Genomic DNA, 21,050 nt, shown 5'->3' with positions numbered 1-21,050 from the left:
TGAAAAGTCTCGTTTGTAATAATGTTCATGCAGGCACACATTACTATCAATGAAAGATAATTGATCCCAAGGAATGGCTGCCATGTTCGAAACACATATCTCCACCACCTATGACGAAGCTTTTGCCCGTGCCCGCCGGGAACGCTCCGAAGCCTTCCGCGTCCTGCTCTCGTTCTTCCGTCTGCCGCGTCGCAACGCGCTGCGTCTTACCACGACGACCTGACGGGACCGCCAGTTCGACACGAAAACGGGGCACCCTTCGATGCCCCGCTTGTCGCTTATCGTCTGTCCCGGACCAGATCGGTGGTCAGGACATGTACTGTCCGCCATTCGCGGAAATCGTCGATCCGGTGATGAACCCGGCATCGTCCGAGGCCAGAAAGGCTACGCAGCGCGCGATTTCCGATGCCTCGCCCAATCGGCCGACGGGAATCGCGCCGACAATGCTCTCCATCACCTTTTCGGGAATCGTCGCCATCATGTCGGTGTTGATATAGCCGGGGGCGACCACGTTCACCGTGATCCCGGCGCGCGCGCCTTCCTGTGCCAGGGCCTTGGTGAAACCGATGTCACCCGCCTTGGTCGCGGCATAGTTCACCTGCGCGAACTGTCCCTTCTGACCGTTGATCGAACTGATCGTGACGATGCGCCCGAACTTGCGCTCGCGCATTCCGCCCCAGACGTTATGCGTCATGTTGAAAACGCCGTTCAGGTTGGTGTCGATCACAGCGTGCCAATGCTCGGGTGTCATCTTGTGAAACGGCGCATCGCGGGTGATGCCCGCGTTGTTCACCAGGATGTCGATGGGGCCAAGGTCGGCCTCGACCTGGGCGATGCCGTCCTTGCATGCGTCATAGTCCGCCACATTCCACTTGTAGGTCCTGATACCGGTTTCCTTGGTGAAGGCGGCGGCCTTCTCATCGTTTCCGGCATAGGTCGCGGCGACCTCGCATCCCTGGGCCTTGAGCGACTGCGCGATAGCAGCGCCGATACCGCGCGAGCCTCCGGTAACAAGTGCAATACGGGTCATGATATTTCCTCCTCAGTTTCTTCTAGGTAATCTTGTTTCGCCATCGGCGTCCATCCTCCTCGCCCTGCTTCCAGGCTTTTACCAGCAGCTCAGGATCGGTGAAGTTCAGTTTGTCCCCAGACAGGACATCCTGCGATGGCTGGACATAGGTGATACGCCCACCGTCATCGTCCGGCAGAATGCGGAACCTTTTGGTCAACAAAATCAGCGTCTGTCCATCGTCGGGGTCTGGCAACGGTGCCTTGTTCACCATACCGCCGTCGAACACGACCTCGCCTTTCCAGCGGTCCGCGCGAAAGGCGGGGGGCACGGTCGCTGCCATGCGTATCAGTTCCGGAAGGGTGCCATCGCGGGCGGCAGCGCGCGCATCGACCAGTCTCTGTTTCATGCCGGTTATGGAGGCCAGCCGGGGACGCGGGGTGGCCGCAACCGCCTGTTCCGCGTGATACAGCGTGCCGCCGATCAGCGCACGCAAGGTCGGAGCGACGGATACGCCGGGCGTCGACAGGTTGATCTGGAACGCCATGCCGTCGGCGATGCGCGCCATGGCGTCGGCATCGATAACGTCGGTGATGATCCTGGCGTATATCCGTTGATGGGGGGAGCGCCCGTGGTCGTCGCCCATGGCGCGCAGGGTGACATTATCATCCTGTTCAGCGATCGCCCGCTTGAAGCGGTCAAAAAGCTCCTGCTCGACCCCGGCGATCCAGGCGGCCGCCGACAGCGCGCCGCCTGAACTGCCCGTAACGCGGACCGGGGCAAGATCGTGGACTTCTTCCAGGGCGGACAGAAAGCCGCCATGCCAGAAGCATCGAAGCCCGCCGCCGGAAAAGACAAGCTGATCGTATGGAAGGCGTGCCATCGTTATGGGGTGGGCCGCATGGCCCGCCCCCGTTCCGTCAAATCAATCTCGTTCGACGCAGAGGGCCACGCCCATGCCGCCCCCGATGCACAGCGTGGCGAGGCCCTTCTTGGCATCGCGCCGCTTCATCTCGAACAGCAGCGTATTCAGGACGCGACAGCCCGAGGCGCCGATGGGATGGCCGATGGCGATCGCGCCGCCGTTGACGTTCACGATCGACGGGTCCCAGCCCATGTCCTTGTTCACGGCGCAGGCCTGGGCGGCAAAGGCCTCGTTCGCCTCGATCAGGTCGAGGTCCCCGACTTTCCATCCGGCCTTTTCCAGCGCCTTGCGCGACGCATAGATCGGGCCGACCCCCATGATCGTCGGGTCCAGACCGGCGGTGGCATAGCTGACAATACGGGCCAGCGGCTCGATCCCGCGTTTTTCGGCGTCTTCCGCCGACATCAGCAGTGTCGCCGCCGCACCATCGTTCAAGCCGCTCGCGTTGGCCGCCGTCACCGTCCCGTCCTTGGTGAAGGCCGGGCGCAGTTTCTGCATCGCATCCATCGTGGCGCCATGGCGGATGTATTCGTCCTGGTCGACGACGGTGTCGCCCTTGCGGCCCTTCACCGTGTAGGCGACGATTTCGTCGGCGAATTTGCCGGAGGTCTGCGCGGCCTCGGCCTTGTTTTGCGAACTGACGGCGAATTCGTCCTGCTGATCACGGCTGATCTGCCACTTTTCGGCGACGTTCTCTGCGGTCTGGCCCATGTGGTAGTTGTTGAACGCGTCCCACAACCCATCCTTGATCATGGTGTCGACCAGCTTCATGTCGCCCATCTTCTGACCCTGGCGGATCGACTGGGCGTGCATCGACATCGACATCGATTCCTGGCCGCCCGCAATGACCACCGCGGCATCGCCCAGCATGATGTGCTGCGCGCCCAGTGCCACGGCGCGCAGGCCCGAACCGCAGACCTGATTGATGCCCCAGGCTGCGGATTCCTGCGGCAGACCCGCATTGATGTGCGCCTGGCGGGCGGGGTTCTGGCCCTGGCCGGCGGTCAGCACCTGACCCAGAATGGTCTCGGAAACCTCGGACTTGTCGACGCCTGCACGGGCCACGACTTCTTCAAGGACGGCGGTGCCCAGATCGTGCGCAGGGATGTTGGCGAAACTTCCGAGGAACGATCCGACGGGGGTCCGGGCGGCTGAGGCGATTACAACATTTGTCATGGCAGGTATCCTTTCGGCGCGTGGCGGAGGGCGGGACGATCGGCCCCGACGGGATACCCCCGCCGCGTATCATCTCATGACTAGCCTGAGGCGCGCACCGGGGCAAATACTGTTCGCCAGCCGGTCGCGCCTGTGGTTCGACCGGCTGGCGAGCGTTCGCCCGAAGGCCGCCGCCATATGATCTATCCAGTCCCGCGCAGCCCGTCGCGATGGGCGGGCGGTAACCAGTCGGGGCGGATTTCGGGCGCGCCGTAATAATACCCCTGCATGCAGTCGACCCCCGATTCGACCAGAAACTGTGCCTCGGCCCCGGTTTCCACGGCCCCGGCGACGGTGAACATGTCGAATTGCTGTCCGATGCTGATCAGCGCATGCAGAATGCATTGATTATCGGAATCGACATCGCAGTTGCGCACGAAAGACCCGTCGATCTTTAGGACATCGAAGTAGAATTCCTTGAGATGGCGGAAACTGGTCTGGCCGGCCCCGAAATCGTCCAGGGCGAAGGTGATGCCCCGGTCCTGAAGGTCGGTCATGAAGGTCTTGACCAGTTCCGGCACCAGCATCGCCGACCGTTCGGAAATCTCCAGGATCAGGCGCTCGCCAATGGTGTCGTCGCGCCCCAGGTGGCGTTTGAGGATCTGCATCCATTTCGGATACCCGATCGACCGTGCCGACATGTTGATCGACAGGCGCAGTCCGGGCGTGCGTCCCAATGCGCCAAGCCCGCAACGCAATGCGGCGCAATCGATTTCGCGCCCCAGGTCCTGTGTCTCGACGACCTCCATGAATTGCGATGCCGGGATGATCCGGCCTGTGTCGTCGGCGATGCGGATCAGGCCTTCGTAGAATGCGGGCTCTCCCGTTATGGAACCGATGACTGGTTGATAGGCCAGCATCGTTCGCCCGTCGGCCAACGCCTCCCGGACCATTTGCAGGATAGATTTGTCCCGCTCCGTTACGGCGAAGGTGATCGGGTCTTCGGTTCCGGGTTCGGAGAAGGATTTGCGTGCCATCGTTGTCCCCTCGGGATTGGGACCAGATGACATGCAGAAATTGAACGCTTCGTTAATCGCTGCACCATTCGTGGCGCCTTCTTCGGCAATCTTGGCGACAATGCCGTTCAAATCATCGGGGTTTACGGCGGGTGGCGGTGTCCTTCGCAAACCGCATGATCCGTCGCGCTGCTTGCGTGTCCCTCGGACAGGGACACATCGTAGACATGAATCACAAGGTATCAGCGCAGGCCCATCTTGGATGGCAGGCACGTCTATGCTCCTTGGCATTGACGGGTGCCTTCAATCAGGCGGACGTCGTGCAGGGACCGCAAGGAGACGTTTCGTGATGGAAAGATGCGGCTGGGTCGGCGCCGACCCGATCTACGAACTCTACCACGATACCGAATGGGGTGTGCCCGAACACGATCCTCGGGCGCTGTGGGAAAAATTGATCCTTGACGGGTTTCAGGCAGGATTGTCATGGATCACCATCCTGAGGAAGCGCGACAATTTCCGGGCGGCCTTCGCCGGGTTCGACCCGGAGATCGTGGCAAACTGGGGCGAGGCCGAGGTCGCGCGATTGTTGCAGGATGCGGGCATCATCCGCCACAGGGGCAAGATCGAAGCGACCATCGGCAATGCGCAAGCCTATCTTCGCATCCGGGATGCGCAGGGGTTCGACCGTTTCCTGTGGGATTACGTGGGCGGCGCGCCGATCCAGAACCATTGGGCATCATTGGCCGAGGTGCCGACCGAGACACCCCTGTCGAGGCAGATTTCCCAAGACCTGAAAAAGGCGGGGTTCAAGTTCTGCGGCCCAACCATCGTCTACGCCTTCATGCAGGCTGTCGGGATGGTGAACGATCATGTGGTGACCTGTCATTGCCACGAAGGCGTATCTCGTCTTCGCTGAGGTCTCCGATCAGAACCACAAAGGTCGGTCATCTTGCCGATGGTCCGGACCGGGTGCGTCAGGACATCCGCCGGATCAGGCAGTGCTGGCGACAGGGCAGACATGACTGACTCTGCAGGAAGGCAGAAGGGGCACCCTTCGGGGCGCCCCTTCGCAATGGGCCGGGGGGATGTCGGGCAAATGCCGGCCCTACCGGCGGTCTGGCTGGGGGGAACAGCCGGACCGCCGTAACCTGCGCGTCAGCCGACCGCCGCGCCGTCCGACCGCTTGATCGTCACGACGGTCGACCGGGGCAGTGAGCCCTGACCATCGGGGAAGGGCGCACCGGGGTGCTGGATGCCGACGAACATTGTCCTGAGATCGCTCGACCACGTCAGGCCGGTCACTTCCGACCCGTTCGGACCTGTCAGGAAGCGGCGGATCTCGCCGCTTGCCGGATCGCCCGCCAGCATCTGGTTGTTGCCCATGCCGTCGAACTCATCTTCGTTGCTGTCGTCGCCGTCCGTCTGGATCCACACCGTCCCTGTCGTGTCGATCTGCATGCCATCGGGCGAGTTGAACAGGTTGCCTGAATTCACGTTGTCCGAGCCTTTGTAGAGACCATCCTGATTGGTCGGGTTTCCGGCCATCACGAACAGGTCCCAGGCAAAGCCGGGTGCGGCATGGTCGTCGCCATCGGGCATCCAGCGTACGATCTGGCCGTAGTTGTTGGCCTCGCGCGGGTTGGGACCGTTCACCGGGGTCTCGTCGCCACCGGCATTCGCCTTGATGCCGCGGTTCTTGTTGTTGGTGAGCGACACATAGGCCTGTGCGGCGACCGGGTTCACGGCGACCCATTCGGGCCGGTCCATCGTTGTGCCCCCGACGGCAGAGGCGGCCATGCGCGTATGGATCAGGATCTCGCCCGCATCCATGCCCGTCGCCTCGGGCGTCAGCTCCAGCCAGGTGCCGGTCATGTCGTCGTTGAAGCTGGCGACGAACAGTTTGCCGTCGTCCAGCAGGCCCTCGGTCGAGCCGCCTTCGGTATAGGTGCCGTTCGAGACATATTTATAGAGGTACTCGCCCCGTTCGTCGTCGCCCAGGTAAACCACGACCTGCCCGCTGGCTGCGATGACCACTTCGGCGTTCTCATGCTTGAAACGGCCCATCGCAGTGCGCTTGACCGGGGTGCTGTCCGGGTTCGCCGGGTCGATTTCGACGACCCATCCGAAACGGTTCGGCTCGTTCGGTTCCCTGGAGACGTCGAACCGTGCCTGGTGCAGCTCGTAGCCATAGCGGCCTTCTGCCCCCACACCATAGCGCGCGAAGCCTTCGCTGGCCGAGAATTCCGCTTCCGGATCTGCGACGCCGAAATAGCCGTTGAAATTCTCTTCGCAGGTCAAATAGGTGCCCCACGGTGTGATGCCCGATCCGCAGTTGTTCATCGTGCCAAGCACCGTCATGCCGTCAGGATCGGCCGATGTCTTTAACATGTCATGACCGGCGGCGGGCCCCGCGAAGGTCATTGGCGTGTTGTGATGGATGCGACGATTGTAGGGGCTGTCGATCACGATTTCCCAGCCGTCCGCACCTTCGGCCACTTCCATGACGGTAACGCCCTGTATGTTCTGCAACAGGGTCACGTCATCGGCGGTGAAGCCGTTCTCGCCCTTGTTCGGCAGGTTGGTGTCGATGTTGGGATATTCGTGGTTCACGGCGATCAGCTGCTTGCCGTCGACCGCGAAGAGTTCCATGCCGTCGGTATTTTCGCCAAACACCCTGTCGGAAGATGCGACGGGGATACCGTTGACCGGGTCGAACGGCTCTGCATCGGAAAACAGCGGGTCGCCCCACCGGGCCAGCACGTTCCAGTCGTAGCCTTCGGGAACGTGGATCGTGGCGTCCGTCTGGATCGGGATGCCGTCGAAGGCGAAATTTGCCGCATGGGCGTCGGCGCGCGCGGCCGAAGTGGTCGACAGCAGGCTGCCGACGCCGGTGCCCATCACTGCCGCGCCGGACCCGAAGGCGACGACACCCGACAGGAAACCGCGGCGCGACAGGGCGCGCTCGACGACATCATCGAATTCGTTCGTGTCGGGGCGCGGAAATTTGATTTCGTCCCAATCGTCGGCGCTGAGATGGCTAAGGTCGGTCATGATCGCTCTCTCTCTGAAAATGGGTAAAACAACGGAAGCTGGCCCGGCATGGACCGTTCCGCCCGTTGTTCCAGCATCTCCACTAAAAGAGATTCGTGACAGTCTGTTGACGGTGCAGCCCGGTCTTCGGGCGGATTGCCGCAGGTCCATGCCGGGCAAACCGATCCGCGCCCGGCCTCGCGTCATCATCGGTGTGGCCCTTCCCGTCTCGCGGCGGGGGGCAGGGCGATCCCCGCCACCCGGTCGCTGACCCGACCACCCGAAAGGCAGCGTTCGGCATGCAGGATATGGCCCCGGTTCGCCTCCGCGTGTCGGCGTCCGGTTACGCCCGTTCGTCCTTCGGACTGCCCATGACGACATAAGTCGTCAGCCGCGCCACCTGCGGCAGCACGCCCAGAACCTCGGTGTGGAAATGCTTGTAGGCGATCAGGTCCGACGCCTCGACCCGCAGCAGGTATTCGACATTGCCTGTGATGTTATGACATTCGCGGACCAGAGGGGCCTGCGCCACGGCGCGCTCGAAGGATTCTTGTCCGGACTTGGTATGATCGTTCAGACCGACCGTGATATAGGCGGTAAAGCCGATCCCGGCCTTCTCGGGGTCGATAACGGCGCGATACCCACGGATCAATCCGACCGCTTCCATCGTCTGCACCCGGCGCAGGGTCGCCGAGGGCGACAGGCCCACAAGACCCGCCAGCGCCTGATTGGTGATCCGGCCATCACGCCTCAAGGCGCGCAAGATTTTGCCGTCGATTTCGTCAATATCGGTCATACCTTGCGAAACATGCTGCTGCCGCGCGCATTTCGCAAGGACATCCCGTGTAAAATCGGCGAATTTCAGATCATGAGCCTAGAGATTCTCCTTGCCCTCGCGGGCTTTGCTTTCGTTTCCACGATCACGCCGGGTCCAAACAACATGATGGTCATGGCATCGGGCGCGAACTTCGGGCTGGCGCGAACGATGCCGCATCTTCTGGGCATCACCTTCGGATTCACTTTCATGATCCTTCTGGTCGGGCTGGGGCTGGGACAGGTATTCGGGCGCGTGCCCGGGGCAAGGGTCGTCCTGATCGTGCTGTCGGTCGGATACCTGTTGGTTCTGGCGTGGAAGATCGCGCACGCCGCGGCCCCTGAAGGTGGCGATGCCGGGGGCACGCCGCTGACGTTTCTGCAGGCCGCCGCGTTTCAGTGGGTGAATCCGAAAGCCTGGACGATGGCGCTGACCGCGATCACGCTCTACGCATCGTGCGGTGTCTTGTCGGCGGCGATCGTCGCGGGCACGTTCGGTGCGCTGAGCCTTCCCTGCATCGCAAGCTGGACGGTTCTGGGGCGGGAAATACGCCGGTTCCTGACCTCGCCGGCACGGCTTCGCGCGTTCAACTGGACGATGGCGGTCTTGCTGGTCGCATCGCTCTGGCCCTCGGTCGCTCCCCTGTTGTGACGCAGGGCCTCCGGCGGGAATATTTGCCGTGCAAAGACGTCAGTTCAGCGGCAGGTCCCGGCGAAAACTGCCGTCCGGGTTGAAGATCAGAACGCGATTGTCGTCGGTCGTGGCCAGCCAGAAGCTCGGGGCCTGGGTTACCGCGACGATGCTGGCGTCCCCGGGCACCGCCAGTTGGTCGGGTATTGTGATCGCCTTGCCCGGCAGCCGCGTGACAAGCAGTGCCACGACCGTTATCAGCCCGGCGATCATCACGCCGGTCAGAACCGTCACCAGTGCCTTCAGAAAGCGCAGGTCCGGCGGCAACCGGGGATCAACGGAGTTTTCAGTGTCCGACACGCCCATTTCCTCCACGTCCGTTTCCGCCACGACCGTCACCTTCATGATTGCGGCCGATCCGCCGTCGCGTCTCGATAAGGCAATTGCCCGCGACGTGCCAGCCGAGGCACATCTGTCCCGCTCCCGCCTCGCCCGCCTGCTGGAGGAGGGGCGGATAACCGTCGACGGGCGCGTGGCGCGCGCGCGTGACAAGGTGGAGTGGGGCGCGCAGATCGTCGTGACAGTGCCGATGGCCGACGATCCCGAAACGCGGGCCGAGGATATACCGCTCACCATCGTGCATGAAGACGCCGATCTGATCGTTGTCGACAAACCTGCGGGCATGGTCGTGCACCCCGCACCGGGATCGCCCGGTGGCACGCTGGTCAACGCGTTGCTGCATCATTTCGGCGGCGCGCTCTCGGGGGTCGGCGGCGAGAAACGCCCCGGTATCGTCCACCGCATCGACAAGGAGACCTCGGGCCTTCTGGTGGTCGCCAAGTCCGATGCCGCGCATCATGGTCTGGCCGCACAGTTCGAGGCGCACAGCGTGGAACGCCGCTATCTTGCCGTTTGTCACGGCGTCCCGAATGCAGGCGACCCGCGTTTGCGCGGCACAAGGGGCGTGAGTTGGGAGGAAGGGGACATCCTCAAGATCACCACCCGGCTGGCGCGGCACCGTACCGACCGCCAGCGGCAGGCCGTCTGCTGGGAGGGCGGTCGTCACGCCGTGACCCGTGCCCGAACCATACAGGCTTTCGCCGGGGCGGCCCTCGTCGAATGCTGGCTGGAAACCGGGCGCACGCATCAGATCAGGGTACATCTGGCCCATGCCGGGCACGGCCTGATCGGCGACCCGACCTATGGCGGATCGCGCAGGCTGCCCCGCGACCACCCGGCGGCGGAGGTTGTCGCGGCGTTCCCGCGTCAGGCCCTGCACGCGGAAACGCTGGGCTTCGACCACCCCGTGACGGGTTCGGCAATGCGCTTCACATCGGATTTGCCAGACGACATGGCAGGGCTGCTGAAGGCGCTGAAGGCCTGAAACCGTCTGCACGCCCCGTCTGCACGGGGGGTGTACGGGGGGTGTACGGGGGGTGCATGGCGGTTTTCCCAGGCGGCACAGGCTATCGCGGCGGGTGGCCTCCCTGCCGCAAGGAACGGTTGACGCATTTTTTACGTTTGTCGTGCGAAGCAGCACAGACCCCCCGCCGTTCCAGCCCTGTCGCACCGGCACGACGCATGCTAAACACCTATTCCCTTGGTCCGGGGGCGGCATCACCGTCCCGTGACCAGCCCGAACTTGAAGTCCCGACAGGCCGACCCCACATCCAGATAAACGGGGTGTTAAGCCTGTTAACATTAGGGAGACCAGACATGGCCGCCACATACGCCAACCTTCCGGCACCCAACCCCGAAGCCGGGTTGAACCGTTACCTTCAGGAAATACGCAAGTTTCCGATGCTGGAACCGGAGCAGGAATACATGCTTGCCAAGCGCTGGGTCGAAGAGGGCGATACAGAAGCCGCTCATCAGATGGTGACGTCGCACCTGCGTCTCGCCGCCAAGATCGCGATGGGATATCGCGGCTATGGCCTACCGCAAGCCGAGGTGATTTCCGAGGCGAATGTGGGACTTATGCAGGCGGTCAAGAAATTCGATCCGGAGAAGGGCTTCCGTCTGGCGACCTATGCCATGTGGTGGATTCGCGCTGCGATTCAGGAATACGTCCTGCGGTCCTGGTCTATGGTCAAACTGGGCACGACGTCCGCGCAGAAAAAACTGTTCTTCAACCTGCGCAAGGCCAAGAACCGTATCGGCGCGCTGGAAGAGGGCGATCTGCGTCCCGAAAACGTCAAGCGTATCGCCACCGACCTGGGCGTGACCGAAGCCGAGGTGACGTCGATGAACCGACGCATGTCGGGCGGCGATGCTTCGCTGAATGTGACGGTCGGATCGGACGGCGAAGGCTCGACCCAGTGGCAGGACTGGCTGGCCGACGACAGCGCGGACCAGGCCGGCGATTACGCCGAGAAGGACGAATACGACAGCCGCATCAGCCTTATGACCGACGCGATGGACGTGTTGAACGACCGCGAAAAGGACATCCTGACCCAGCGCCGACTGAACGAAGAAACCGTCACGCTGGAAGATCTGTCCGGCAAATATAACGTCAGCCGCGAGCGTATCCGCCAGATCGAAGTCCGCGCATTCGAAAAGTTGTCGAGCCGGGTGCGGGAACTGGCGCGGGAAAAGGGAATGGTTCCGGCCTGACCCGGCCACAAACCTTTTCTGTTCTTTCAAGCGGGCCGTTTCCTGATCGGAGGCGGCCCGTTTTCGTGCTAGGATCAGGGCATATCAAAGGAGGTCACTATGAGCTATTTCGACGGGTTCGTCGCGGCCGTGCCGCAAGCCAACAAGGACGCCTATGTCGCTCATGCGCAGGACGCCTGGGACAAGATGTTCAAACCTTCGGGTGCTGTTTCGATGGTCGAGACATGGGCCGACGATGTGCCAGACGGCAAGGTTACGTCCTTCCCGATGGCAGTGCAGTGCAAGGACGACGAAGTGGTCGTCTTCTCGTGGATCGAATGGCCCGACAAATCCGTGCGCGACGCTGCCTGGGCCAGGATGATGGAGGATAATGAGGATATGTCCGACATGCCCTTCGATGGCAGCCGGATGATCTACGGCGGTTTTCGGCCGCTGATGACGGTTCGCGCCTGACGTCGTGTCAGGCAGAATTATATATACTTCATGGATGAGGAGGGGATGGCATGGCAGGAGGATGGGCGAAAGACGGTGCGGTTGCCGAACAGATCGAAGCCTCGATCTCCGATGAGTTGGCGCGGATGCGGGCCCGGAAGCAACCTTCGGGCCAGAGCCTGACGCATTGCGCCGACTGCGAAGAGCCGATCCCCGAAGCGCGGCGAGACGCGCTGCCCGGGGTCAAGCTCTGCATCGACTGCGCGGGTCAGCGCGATACGCGGAATGCACCTCGCGGTGGCATCAACCGGCGCGGAAGCAAGGACAGCCAGTTAAAGTGAACGTTCCCTTTGAGGGACCTGCGCGTCGAAAGTGACAGCACGCTGTCCTGACGGTATGAGCGTCGTACCGATTAAATGCGCGCGAGGGCACACCGATGAACGATGCGATCCGATGGGGCATTCTGGGGGCCTCGAATTTTGCGCAACGCGATATGGCACCGGCGATCCACGCGGCGCGCGGCAATGTCCTGTCGGCGCTGGCCACCCGGTCACCGGATAAGGCCGCGCCCTTTGCCGACCTCGTGCCCGGTTTGCGCATTCACGACAGCTATGATGCGTTGCTGGCCGACCCGCAGATCGATGCCGTCTATGTGCCGCTGCCGCATACGATGCACATCGAGTGGGGCCTGAAGGCGTTGGATGCTGGCAAGCATGTGCTGGTGGAAAAGCCCGTCGCGATGCACGCGGATGATATTGCGCCGCTGATCGCGGCGCGCGACCGGACCGGGTTGATCGCAGCCGAGGCCTATATGATCGTGCATCATCCGCAGTGGCATCTGGTCCGCGAGCTGCTGGCCGATGGTGTGGTCGGGCGGTTGCGTCATGTCGAGGCGGTGTTCACCTATGACAATTCCGGCGACCTTGCGAATATCCGCAACCGGGCTGCGACCGGCGGCGGTATCCTGCCCGATATCGGTGTCTATACTTTCGGTTCGACCCGCTGGGCGACGGGGGCGGAGCCTGACGCGATCACCCATGCGGATCTCGACTGGGAAGACGGCTGTGACGTGCTTGCGCGCGTGTCTGCAAGGTTTCCGGACTTTACCGCGCATTGGGTCAATTCGATGCGTCTTTTGCCCGAGCAATTCGTGCTGTTCCACGGTGAGGCGGGGCTGATCCGCCTGACCGCGCCCTATAACGCCGCCCGTTTCGGCGAGGCACGGGTGGAATGGCGCGGGCGTGACGGCGTGACCCACACGCGAAGCTGGCCGGGCGTCGATCAATACGTCCTGCAGGTCGAGGCGTTTGCCGCCGCCGTCCGGGGAGAGGCCGCATTTCCGTGGACTCTGGAAGATGCGCGCGGGACGCAAAAAGTGATCGATATGGCCTATGCGGCTGCGGGCGACCGGCCGGTAAGCTGACGGCTCAATCGTCGCCCAGCCTCGATATGTCGTCTTCGCTGATCCGGGCGAGGGCCTGCATCACATCGTCTTGCGCGTCTTCGGCCTGATCTGCGACGCGGGTAAGTGTTTCCAGCGCGATCTGCCTGATGTCATCGGGCAGATCGTCGCGGAATACTGCCCAGACAGGATAGGGAAAGACCGGCGCTCCAGGCACCAGGTGCAGTCGCCCTGCATCGAGGTGACGCTTTGCGGACCTTGCGGGAACGTAGGCGGCGGCGCGTCGGTTGACGATATACTCTACGCCGAGCGCCTCAAGCTTCAGCGTTAAGCCTGCGTTGGTCATGTCGGGCAGGCTGACCGCATGGGCCTGTGTGAATTCGGGTCCCCAATCAGTGTAGACATAGGCGTCGCCGATCCCACCAATGTCGTCGACCGGGAAGGAAGACAGCAAAAGCAGCTCGTCCTCCATCACCGGGACGACGGTCAGGCCCGGGCGTTGCTGCGCGATATATGTCAGAGTGGCCTGCACGACACCCTCGATCAGAAAGCGGGTCAGGCGGTCGGGCATTCCCATTTCGGCGCGCAACGCGAGGGTAGGGCGGGCGGCCTGCAATGCATCCAGCCATCGGAACCCTAGGCGCGGCCAAAGCGAGTACTGCGCCCCGATAATAAGTGAACTCGTGAAACCCTGCGGCACGCCGACCTGCTGGCGCGCTTCCTCCCAGAGTTTGATCATGCTGAGGGCATATTGTTCGAACGCGCGCCCCGCAGAGGTCAATTCGACGCCCGCCTTGGAGCGCAGGAACAGTACCTTTCCAAGATTGTCCTCAAGCCGCTGCACACGCAGGCTGACTGCGGATTGGGTGACGAACAGGCGGGCCGAGGCGTTTACGAAACTGCCCGTATCGGCGACGGTGAGAAAGGTGCGGATGAGGGCGATATCCATAGCTCATGTATGAGCATTTATCGCGCTAAGCGCAATTCTTATTCGTTTTTCTTATGTGAAGCGGCCTCCTAAATAGGGGCATCAGGACGGCGCGAACACGCGCTTCGTCCCGGCCCGGACAGTGCGCCGCCCGTCCGCCCAAGTCTGAAAACAAGACGGCGCAGCATGAAAGGAATACTGCCATGTTCTCGAAGCCTATCAAGATTGTCGCCGCCGTCTTTGCCGCCGCGATCACCCTGTCCGCCTGCTCTACTGAAAAGGTCGTGGACCGAACTGTGGACACCACGCTGTTTGCGGGAAAGACCGTCGTGAAAACCGGCGTCGGCGCTGGCAAGCTGGTCGTTCGTGGGGGCAAGGCGGCCATCCCCGGAGGCACGAACTAAGACCCTGTCGGGAGATTATTCGACCATTCGTTTCGGCGGAGGGGAGGCCGCCTGAACGAGAAAGGGCGCGGAGGGGTTCCCTTCCGCGCCCAAATCATGTCCGGTCCGAAAAAACGGATTACTTCTTGTCGTCTTTGTCTTCGCCTTCGACAGTCTCGGCATTCTGGTTGATGACTTCGGTCTCGACGACCTCGTCCTCGTCCTCGTCCTTGGACGAACCCATCACCGTAGGTGCCTGCATGTTGGCCAGAACGAAGTCCCGCTCGATCGTCGGCTTCGAGCCTTTTGGCATCTCTACATCCGAGATGTGCACCGTATCGCCGATCTCCATGCCCGAGCAATCGACTGTCAGGTGGTCGGGAATATCGCCTGCGGTAACCCGCAGCTCGACTTCCGGACGAACGACTGTCAGCACGCCGCCCAGCTTGTCACCGGGGCAACCTTCGACATTCTCGAACACGACGGGAATGAACAGGTTCACCTTGGACGTGCGGCGCAGGCGCATCAGGTCCAGGTGCGTCGGCAGATCTTTGACCACGTCGCGCTGAACATCGCGGGCAATGACGCGCACGTCTTCCTGTCCCTCGACCTTCAGGTTCCAGAGCGTGGCGCGGAAGCGACCGGCCTTCAGCTTCTTGAGCAGTTCGTTGAAGGGGATTTCGATGGGGAGGGGGTCTTGACCGCCACCATAGACTACGCCCGGGACCATCCCGTTGCGGCGCGATTGACGAGCGGCCCCCTTGCCTGTCCCCGTCCGGGCATGTGCCACGAGATCCGGAATCTCTCCAGCCATGATAAACTCCAATATGTCTGTGGGCGGCCTCCAAGGGTGTCCGCCCGGGTCGTGAAGAGCCGCCCTTTAGAGTGGGTGTCGCGGCAAGGCAAGCCCCGGCGACCTGTTGTGATGTGCTTTGGTCGATTTTTTGCAGCGTCAAATGCCGCCCGGATTTCATCTGCTACGTTGCGTGCATCAACAGGCAGGTCTAATGCCGCGTGTGGAAGGAGCCTTCGCCATGATCGATGATCCCGCAACACTAGTCTCGACCCGATGGTTGGCGCAGCGGCTGACTTCGCCCGATCTGCGGATCCTAGATGCGTCTTGGTATCTGCCCGATATGAACCGCGATCCGTTCGAAGAATATGGCCAGGCGCATATCCCCGGCGCGCGCTTCGTCGATCTGGATAACGTCAGCGATGGGCGCAGTGCTCTGCCGCACATGGCTCCACCGGTCGAAAAGTTCATGTCCCGGATGCGCAAGATGGGCGTGGGCGACGGTCATACAGTCGTGATTTACGACGGCTACGGAATTTTTTCGGCGGCGCGGCTGTGGTGGCTGTTCCGCCTGTTCGGTCAGCGCGCCGCGGTCCTCGATGGCGGTCTGCCCAAATGGCGGGCCGAGGGGCGTCTGGTGACATCTGACCTTCCCAACATTCGCGACCGTCACATGACCGTCACCCGCAACCCCGATCTGATGCGCGACGTCACGCAGGTCGCGCAGGCCGCCAAGCTTGGCCACGCGCAGATCGTCGATGCCCGTGCCGCGCCGAGGTTTCGCGGCGACGAGGCAGAACCGCGCGCCGGCCTGCGCGCGGGCCACATTCCCGGATCGAAGAACGTGCCGTGGAAGACGCTGTTTGCTGCGGACGGAACAATGAAGGACGGTGCCGATCTGGCACAGGTCTTCATTGCCGCCGGGGTCGATCTGGACAAGCCTGTCATCACATCGTGCGGCAGCGGTGTGACGGCGGCGATTGTAAACCTGGGCCTGACCCGTCTGGAGCATGGCGACCATTCGCTCTATGACGGCAGTTGGGCCGAATGGGGCATGTATCCCGATCTGAAAATCGAAAGAGGCTGAGAAGATGCTGAACGCTTTGACCGCACAGGCCCCCGACAAGATTCTGGCGCTGATGGCAGCTTACCGCGAAGATCCGCGCGACACTAAGATCGATCTGGGCGTCGGCGTCTATAAGGACGCGACCGGCCTGACCCCGGTGATGCGCGCCGTTAAATCCGCCGAACGGCAATTGGTCGAGACGCAGGACACCAAGGTCTATACCGGCCTTGCGGGCGATCCGGCCTTTGCCGACGCGCTGTCGACGCTGGTGCTGGGCGCCGACAAGCCCGTCGACCGCCTGGCCAGCGTCGCCACGCCCGGCGGCACCGGTGCAATCCGGCAGGGGTTGGAATTGGTGCGCATGGCCTCGCCCGATGCCAAGCTGTGGCTGTCGATGCCGACTTGGCCGAACCACCCGGCGATCGCCAAGTATCTGGGGATTACGGTTGCCGAATACCGGTATTTCGAAACGGACACCGGCGGCGTCGACTTCGATGCGATGATGGACGATCTGGGCCGCGCCGATGCGGGCGACGTGGTGATGTTGCACGGGTGCTGCCACAACCCGACCGGCGCGAACCTGACGCTGGACCAGTGGAAAACAGTGGCCGATCTGCTGATCGTGCGCGGGCTGATCCCCTTCGTCGATATCGCCTATCAGGGGTTTGGCGACGGGTTGGATGCCGATGCGGCCGGGATGCGCGCGCTGCTGGCGAAAGTGCCGGAGGCGTTGATCGCCGCATCCTGTTCCAAGAACTTCGGCATTTACCGCGAACGCACAGGGCTGTTGATGGCCATCGCCCCCTCGGCGGACAAACTGAAGGTCACGCAGGGGGCCATGTCCACACTGAACCGTCTGAACTTCAGCTTCCCGCCTGATCATGGCGCCCGTGTCGTGACGACAATTCTGACCGACGATGCCCTGCGCGCCGATTGGGCCGCCGAATTGGAGGACGTCCGCTCCGGCATGCTGGGTCTGCGCGAAGCCCTGGCCACGGCGTTGCGCGACCGTGTCGGGTCCGACCGCTTCGGCTTTCTGGCGGCGCATCGGGGGATGTTTTCCCTGCTGGGCGCAACGCCCGATCAGGTCGAGGTGATGCGCCGCGACCATGGCATCTACATGGTTGGCGATTCGCGCATCAATATCGCGGGCCTGAATGATCGGACGGTGCCGCTGCTGGCCGATGCGATCGTGGCGGCGGGTGTCTGACGACCTTTGCGGGCAGGGCATCGACGCCGGCGTTATTGGACTTCGGTGGACACAGGTGCCGCTTTGCGGTTCATCTGCGACAACCCTAATCCGGAGATGCAAATGACCCGCCACGGAGGCCAGATCCTTGCAGCCCAACTGAGCCTGCAAGGCGTACGCCGCGTGTTTTCGGTGCCGGGCGAGAGCTTCCTTGCCGCACTGGACGGCCTGCATGACAGTGGTATCCAGAATATTGTCTGCCGTCAGGAGGGCGGTGCCGCGATGATGGCCGAAGCGACGGCCAAGCTGACTGGCCGCCCCGGTGTAGTCTTCGTGACGCGCGGACCCGGTGCCACGAACGCCAGTGCGGGCCTGCATATCGCTATGCAGGATTCGACGCCGGTGATTTGTTTCGTGGGCCAGATCGCGCGTCACCATCGCGACCGGGAGGCCTTTCAGGAGGTGGACTATCGCGCGTTGTTCGGCGGGCTGGTCAAATGGGTCGCCGAGGTCGATCAGACCGACCGCCTGCCCGAATACATCGCGCGCGCCTTTTCGGTCGCTCAGTCCGGTCGGCCCGGACCCGTGGTGCTGGCCCTGCCGGAAGATATGCTGTCGGACGTGGCCGATGTGCCGGACCGCCCCGAGATCGTGGTGCCCCGCCCGGCAGTGCCGGACCTGACGCAGGTTATCGACCGGTTGCGGGTGGCCGAACGCCCGCTGATCGTCGCGGGCGGCCCCGGATGGTCAGCAGAGACGGCAAATGATCTGGCCATTTGGGCGGATCGGCACGGCTTGCCCGTCGCGGTCACGTTCCGGCGGCAGGACTACATCGACAATCACTCGCCCGCCTATGTCGGCGACCTGAATGTCGGGCCGAACCCCAAGCTGATGGCGCGGCTGAAGGACGCCGACCTGATTGTCGCGCTGGGCACCCGGCTGGGCGATATCGCCACCGGCGGATATGAGGTGCTGGACCCGGTGCGGGACGCCCCCGCGTTGATCCACATTCATCCCGACGCCGGAGAGCTGAACCGGGTCTGGTCGGCTGACGTTGCCATTCAGGCACGTGCACCCGACGTGATCGCGGCGCTTGCGGCCCGCGACGACGTTCTGCCGGGCTGGCACGATATTCAGGCGACCGCGCGCGCCGACTACGAACAGTGGATTCAGCCGAAGGAAACGCCCGGCGCGGTCAAACTGGAACAGGTGATCGAACATCTGGACGCGACCCTGCCCGACGATGCCGTTCTGACCAACGGGGCGGGGAACTACGCCGCCTTCCTGCACCGTTATTATCGCTGGCGCCGCTATGGAACGCAGTTGGCGCCGACGTCCGGAAGCATGGGTTACGGCTTTCCTGCGGCCATCGCGGCATCCATCGAAAGGCCCGGCACGCCGGTAATCTGTCTGGCAGGCGACGGCTGTTTCCAGATGACCTGCAACGAGATGTCAACGGCGATCCAGCATGGGGCCACGCCAGTTGTGATCGTCGCCAACAATGGACGTTACGGCACCATCCGCATGCATCAGGAACGCCACTATCCGGGGCGCGTGTCGGGCACCGATCTGGCAAACCCCGATTTTGCCGCACTGTCCCGTGCCTATGGCGGGCAGGGCTGGACGGTTGAGACGCAGGATGAATTCGCCGCCGCGCTGAAGGCGGCGATGGCCTGCGGCACAGTGGCGGTGATCGAACTGAAGCTGGACCCGGACATGCTGACCACAGGAGCGTCATTGTCGGATCTGGCCGCGGCGGTGGCGCGATGACCGCCCTGCATCTGACCCTGACAATGATCCGTGACGAGGCCGAAGTGCTGTTCGAAGCCCTGGTCAAGCTGACGCCCGAGGCGCTGCAAGCATCTGGTCTGGATCAGGTCGAGGCGCAGGCGCTCTATGATCTCGAAGCCGAGTTGGAGCGCCGTCTGCCCGATACTCTGGCCGAGGATTACGACACGCGCCTCGCCGCGACCAAGACTCGCCTTCTGGAGAATAAACCATGACCGACACATCCGAGGGCCATCGTCTGGACCCGACCGACTGGTCGGCGTTCGAGGCGGACCTGCACCGTGTCGCCTCGGCCTGCGTAGCCCGCCTGCGCGCGGCGCGCGAGTTGCCGTGGCAGGCCCCGCCCGAGGACATGGCGGCGCGGGTCGCGATCACCGGTCGGGGTATGCCGACCACTGACCTGTTCGACCGGATCGCCACCGACATCATGCCGCATGCCACCGGAAACACGCATCCGCGATTCTGGGGCTGGGTGCACGGGACAGGCTCCGCGACCGGCGTCGCCGCCGAGATGGTGGCAGCCACCATGAACGCCAACATGGGAGGGCGCGACCAGGGCGGAGCCGAGGTGGAGCGTGCCGTCATCAAATGGCTGCATGATATTGCCGGATGGCAGGACGGGTCCGGTCTGATGACGTCAGGCACGTCACAGGCGACGATCCTTGCGCTGTCATGTGCGCGGATGCGCGGCTTTCCGTCAGTCCGGGCTGACGGTCTGGCAGCTTTGCCTGAAATGCGCGTCTATATTGCAGCAGGCGGCCATTCCTGCGTCAAGAAGGCGCTGGAGGTGATGGGCCACGGGGCTGCGGCCATCGTGCAGGTGCCCGCGCCAATGGGTCGGATGGATGTGGACGCCCTGCGTGCCGCCATCGCCGCCGACCGCACTGCGGGGCGACACCCGCTGGCGGTGGTGGGTACAGTCGGGTCTGTGAACCTTGGCACTTATGACGACCTCAATGCACTGGCCGACGTGGCCCGAGACGAGGAGATGTGGCTGCACTGCGACGCTGCATTCGGGTTCTGGACCCGGCTGGCCGATGCGCCTTGGCGCGACCTGTCAAAGGGTATCGAGCGGGCCGACAGCGTGGCGATGGATTTTCACAAGTGGATGGCGGTGCCCTATTCCGCCGGAGCGGTGCTGATCCGGGACGAGACGCTGCATCTGGCGACCTTCCGTGAACGGCCCGAGTATCTGGCCGCCGGGGCCGACGGGCTGGCAGGTGGCGACTGGTGGGCGACCGATTACGGTCTGGAGCTGTCACGCAGTTTCTCGGCACTGAAGGTCTGGGCCACGGTCGAGGGCTTGGGAGTGGACGCGTTGGGCGCACAGATCACGGACAACTGCCGACAGGCGGCGCATATGGGCGACCTGGCCCAGGCGTCAGACGTGCTGGAGCTGGCTGCGCCGGTGGTTTCCAACCTATGTGTGATCCGTCCCCTGCAGGGAGAGGCGTTGGCGCTGGCGGCGCAGTTGCAATTGTCGGGAGAGGCCGTGTTTTCGACGACGATCGTCGACGGGACCAGTTGCCTGCGGGCAGCGATCGTGAACCACCGGACGACGACGGCGGATGTGGAAGCGGCGGTGCGGGCGCTGGAGGCAGCGGCGCGCGACGCCTGAAATTCGTCGGACGCGGCCCCGTTGGCAGACAGGCCGCGTCCGGTTTCGACCGCGCGTGGATTTCTCGACACGCCCGGCCAAACTGAAAACCGATCAGACCTTGGCGCGGATCGCGGCAGGCTGTTGAGCGGGGGTCGGCACAGGCGCTGGCTTGCGCGACCATGGCAGACGCACGTCGGCGATGCGGGCGGCTTCGATGGTGCGATCCATCCAGGTCTGTCGTGACATATCGTGCCCTCCGGCGTTGTCGGCGTTAACA

24 protein-coding genes are annotated in these 21,050 nt (G+C 63.1%); 14 read left to right on the top strand and 10 right to left on the bottom strand.

The window, feature by feature from the left end:
- The first annotated feature begins 82 nt into the window (after positions 1-82).
- Positions 83-223: a hypothetical protein gene (locus AC13C2_RS06950; protein WP_175495901.1), complete on the top strand. Its 141-nt coding sequence runs from the start codon at positions 83-85 to the stop codon at positions 221-223.
- 84 nt (positions 224-307) lie between these two features.
- Here AC13C2_RS06950 and phbB read toward each other — a convergent pair whose 3' ends face one another.
- From phbB to AC13C2_RS06930, 4 genes are all read right to left on the bottom strand, one after another.
- The gene (gene phbB, locus AC13C2_RS06945; RefSeq protein ID WP_092763950.1) at positions 308-1,030 is read right to left on the bottom strand and encodes an acetoacetyl-CoA reductase; all 723 of its coding nucleotides are present in this window, start codon (positions 1,028-1,030) and stop codon (positions 308-310) included.
- A gap of 22 nt (positions 1,031-1,052) precedes the next feature.
- Positions 1,053-1,892, bottom strand: a complete 840-nt coding sequence (locus AC13C2_RS06940) for a patatin-like phospholipase family protein (protein ID WP_482886322.1) — start codon at positions 1,890-1,892, stop codon at positions 1,053-1,055.
- A 42-nt stretch (positions 1,893-1,934) separates the two neighbouring features.
- Entirely contained in the window at positions 1,935-3,110 is a 1,176-nt protein-coding gene (locus AC13C2_RS06935) for an acetyl-CoA C-acetyltransferase (protein WP_092763954.1), read from the bottom strand.
- A gap of 182 nt (positions 3,111-3,292) precedes the next feature.
- Entirely contained in the window at positions 3,293-4,126 is an 834-nt protein-coding gene (locus AC13C2_RS06930; protein WP_482886321.1) for an EAL domain-containing protein, read from the bottom strand.
- 328 nt (positions 4,127-4,454) lie between these two features.
- On the opposite strand from AC13C2_RS06930, the gene AC13C2_RS06925 reads away from it, so the two are divergent.
- Complete coding sequence (locus tag AC13C2_RS06925) at positions 4,455-5,021, top strand: DNA-3-methyladenine glycosylase I (RefSeq protein ID WP_092763956.1); 567 nt, start codon at positions 4,455-4,457, stop codon at positions 5,019-5,021.
- 239 nt (positions 5,022-5,260) lie between these two features.
- On the opposite strand, the gene AC13C2_RS06920 is transcribed toward AC13C2_RS06925, so the two are convergent.
- Positions 5,261-7,156: a PhoX family protein gene (locus AC13C2_RS06920; RefSeq protein WP_482886320.1), complete on the bottom strand. Its 1,896-nt coding sequence runs from the start codon at positions 7,154-7,156 to the stop codon at positions 5,261-5,263.
- 322 nt (positions 7,157-7,478) lie between these two features.
- Complete coding sequence (locus AC13C2_RS06915; protein WP_092763960.1) at positions 7,479-7,931, bottom strand: Lrp/AsnC family transcriptional regulator; 453 nt, start codon at positions 7,929-7,931, stop codon at positions 7,479-7,481.
- Between the two features lie 72 nt (positions 7,932-8,003).
- Between AC13C2_RS06915 and AC13C2_RS06910 the strand changes: the two genes are divergently transcribed.
- Positions 8,004-8,600: a LysE family translocator gene (locus AC13C2_RS06910; RefSeq protein WP_482886319.1), complete on the top strand. Its 597-nt coding sequence runs from the start codon at positions 8,004-8,006 to the stop codon at positions 8,598-8,600.
- 39 nt (positions 8,601-8,639) lie between these two features.
- Here AC13C2_RS06910 and AC13C2_RS06905 read toward each other — a convergent pair whose 3' ends face one another.
- Positions 8,640-8,939 (bottom strand): DUF6476 family protein, encoded by a 300-nt coding sequence (locus AC13C2_RS06905; RefSeq protein WP_245737628.1) that lies wholly within the window; start codon positions 8,937-8,939, stop codon positions 8,640-8,642.
- A gap of 43 nt (positions 8,940-8,982) precedes the next feature.
- Between AC13C2_RS06905 and AC13C2_RS06900 the strand changes: the two genes are divergently transcribed.
- From AC13C2_RS06900 to AC13C2_RS06880, 5 genes are all read left to right on the top strand, one after another.
- Positions 8,983-9,963, top strand: coding sequence for an RluA family pseudouridine synthase (locus tag AC13C2_RS06900; protein WP_092763962.1), 981 nt, complete (start codon positions 8,983-8,985; stop codon positions 9,961-9,963).
- Positions 9,964-10,295: 332 nt separating this feature from the next.
- Positions 10,296-11,192 carry an RNA polymerase sigma factor RpoH gene (gene rpoH, locus AC13C2_RS06895; protein ID WP_092763964.1) on the top strand — a complete coding sequence of 299 codons (897 nt, stop codon included), beginning with the start codon at positions 10,296-10,298 and terminating at the stop codon, positions 11,190-11,192.
- A 99-nt stretch (positions 11,193-11,291) separates the two neighbouring features.
- Positions 11,292-11,645 (top strand): DUF1428 domain-containing protein, encoded by a 354-nt coding sequence (locus AC13C2_RS06890; RefSeq protein ID WP_339644295.1) that lies wholly within the window; start codon positions 11,292-11,294, stop codon positions 11,643-11,645.
- Between the two features lie 50 nt (positions 11,646-11,695).
- Complete coding sequence (locus tag AC13C2_RS06885; RefSeq protein WP_092763968.1) at positions 11,696-11,965, top strand: DksA/TraR family C4-type zinc finger protein; 270 nt, start codon at positions 11,696-11,698, stop codon at positions 11,963-11,965.
- A 95-nt stretch (positions 11,966-12,060) separates the two neighbouring features.
- Positions 12,061-13,047, top strand: coding sequence for a Gfo/Idh/MocA family protein (locus AC13C2_RS06880; protein ID WP_482886318.1), 987 nt, complete (start codon positions 12,061-12,063; stop codon positions 13,045-13,047).
- Positions 13,048-13,051: 4 nt separating this feature from the next.
- Here AC13C2_RS06880 and AC13C2_RS06875 read toward each other — a convergent pair whose 3' ends face one another.
- Positions 13,052-13,975, bottom strand: a complete 924-nt coding sequence (locus AC13C2_RS06875) for a LysR family transcriptional regulator (protein WP_482886317.1) — start codon at positions 13,973-13,975, stop codon at positions 13,052-13,054.
- 182 nt (positions 13,976-14,157) lie between these two features.
- Between AC13C2_RS06875 and AC13C2_RS06870 the strand changes: the two genes are divergently transcribed.
- Positions 14,158-14,358, top strand: coding sequence for a hypothetical protein (locus AC13C2_RS06870; RefSeq protein ID WP_339644304.1), 201 nt, complete (start codon positions 14,158-14,160; stop codon positions 14,356-14,358).
- A gap of 118 nt (positions 14,359-14,476) precedes the next feature.
- Here AC13C2_RS06870 and AC13C2_RS06865 read toward each other — a convergent pair whose 3' ends face one another.
- A complete protein-coding gene (locus AC13C2_RS06865) occupies positions 14,477-15,151 on the bottom strand; it encodes a 50S ribosomal protein L25/general stress protein Ctc (RefSeq protein ID WP_482886316.1) in 675 nt (224 codons plus the stop codon).
- A 220-nt stretch (positions 15,152-15,371) separates the two neighbouring features.
- Between AC13C2_RS06865 and sseA the strand changes: the two genes are divergently transcribed.
- The 5 genes from sseA to AC13C2_RS06840 all read left to right on the top strand — a co-directional run bounded on the left by sseA (position 15,372) and on the right by AC13C2_RS06840 (position 20,791).
- Positions 15,372-16,217 (top strand): 3-mercaptopyruvate sulfurtransferase, encoded by an 846-nt coding sequence (gene sseA, locus AC13C2_RS06860; protein ID WP_482886315.1) that lies wholly within the window; start codon positions 15,372-15,374, stop codon positions 16,215-16,217.
- A 4-nt stretch (positions 16,218-16,221) separates the two neighbouring features.
- Positions 16,222-17,406, top strand: coding sequence for an amino acid aminotransferase (locus AC13C2_RS06855; RefSeq protein WP_482886314.1), 1,185 nt, complete (start codon positions 16,222-16,224; stop codon positions 17,404-17,406).
- Positions 17,407-17,508: 102 nt separating this feature from the next.
- On the top strand, positions 17,509-19,155 hold the full coding sequence (locus tag AC13C2_RS06850) for a thiamine pyrophosphate-binding protein (protein WP_482886313.1): 1,647 nt from the start codon (positions 17,509-17,511) through the stop codon (positions 19,153-19,155).
- The gene (locus AC13C2_RS06845) at positions 19,152-19,388 is read left to right on the top strand and encodes a hypothetical protein (RefSeq protein ID WP_339644316.1); all 237 of its coding nucleotides are present in this window, start codon (positions 19,152-19,154) and stop codon (positions 19,386-19,388) included. The genes AC13C2_RS06850 and AC13C2_RS06845 overlap by 4 nt, the downstream gene beginning before the upstream one ends.
- Entirely contained in the window at positions 19,385-20,791 is a 1,407-nt protein-coding gene (locus AC13C2_RS06840; protein ID WP_482886312.1) for a pyridoxal phosphate-dependent decarboxylase family protein, read from the top strand. Before AC13C2_RS06845 ends, AC13C2_RS06840 begins: the two co-directional genes overlap by 4 nt.
- A gap of 93 nt (positions 20,792-20,884) precedes the next feature.
- On the opposite strand, the gene AC13C2_RS06835 is transcribed toward AC13C2_RS06840, so the two are convergent.
- Entirely contained in the window at positions 20,885-21,019 is a 135-nt protein-coding gene (locus tag AC13C2_RS06835) for a hypothetical protein (protein WP_281243233.1), read from the bottom strand.
- Positions 21,020-21,050: the final 31 nt, after the last annotated feature.

The organism is Jannaschia sp. L-14R (assembly GCF_056857695.1).
The sequence above is the reverse complement of the archived record's forward strand: the minus strand, read 5'-3'. Positions and strand labels throughout refer to the sequence as shown.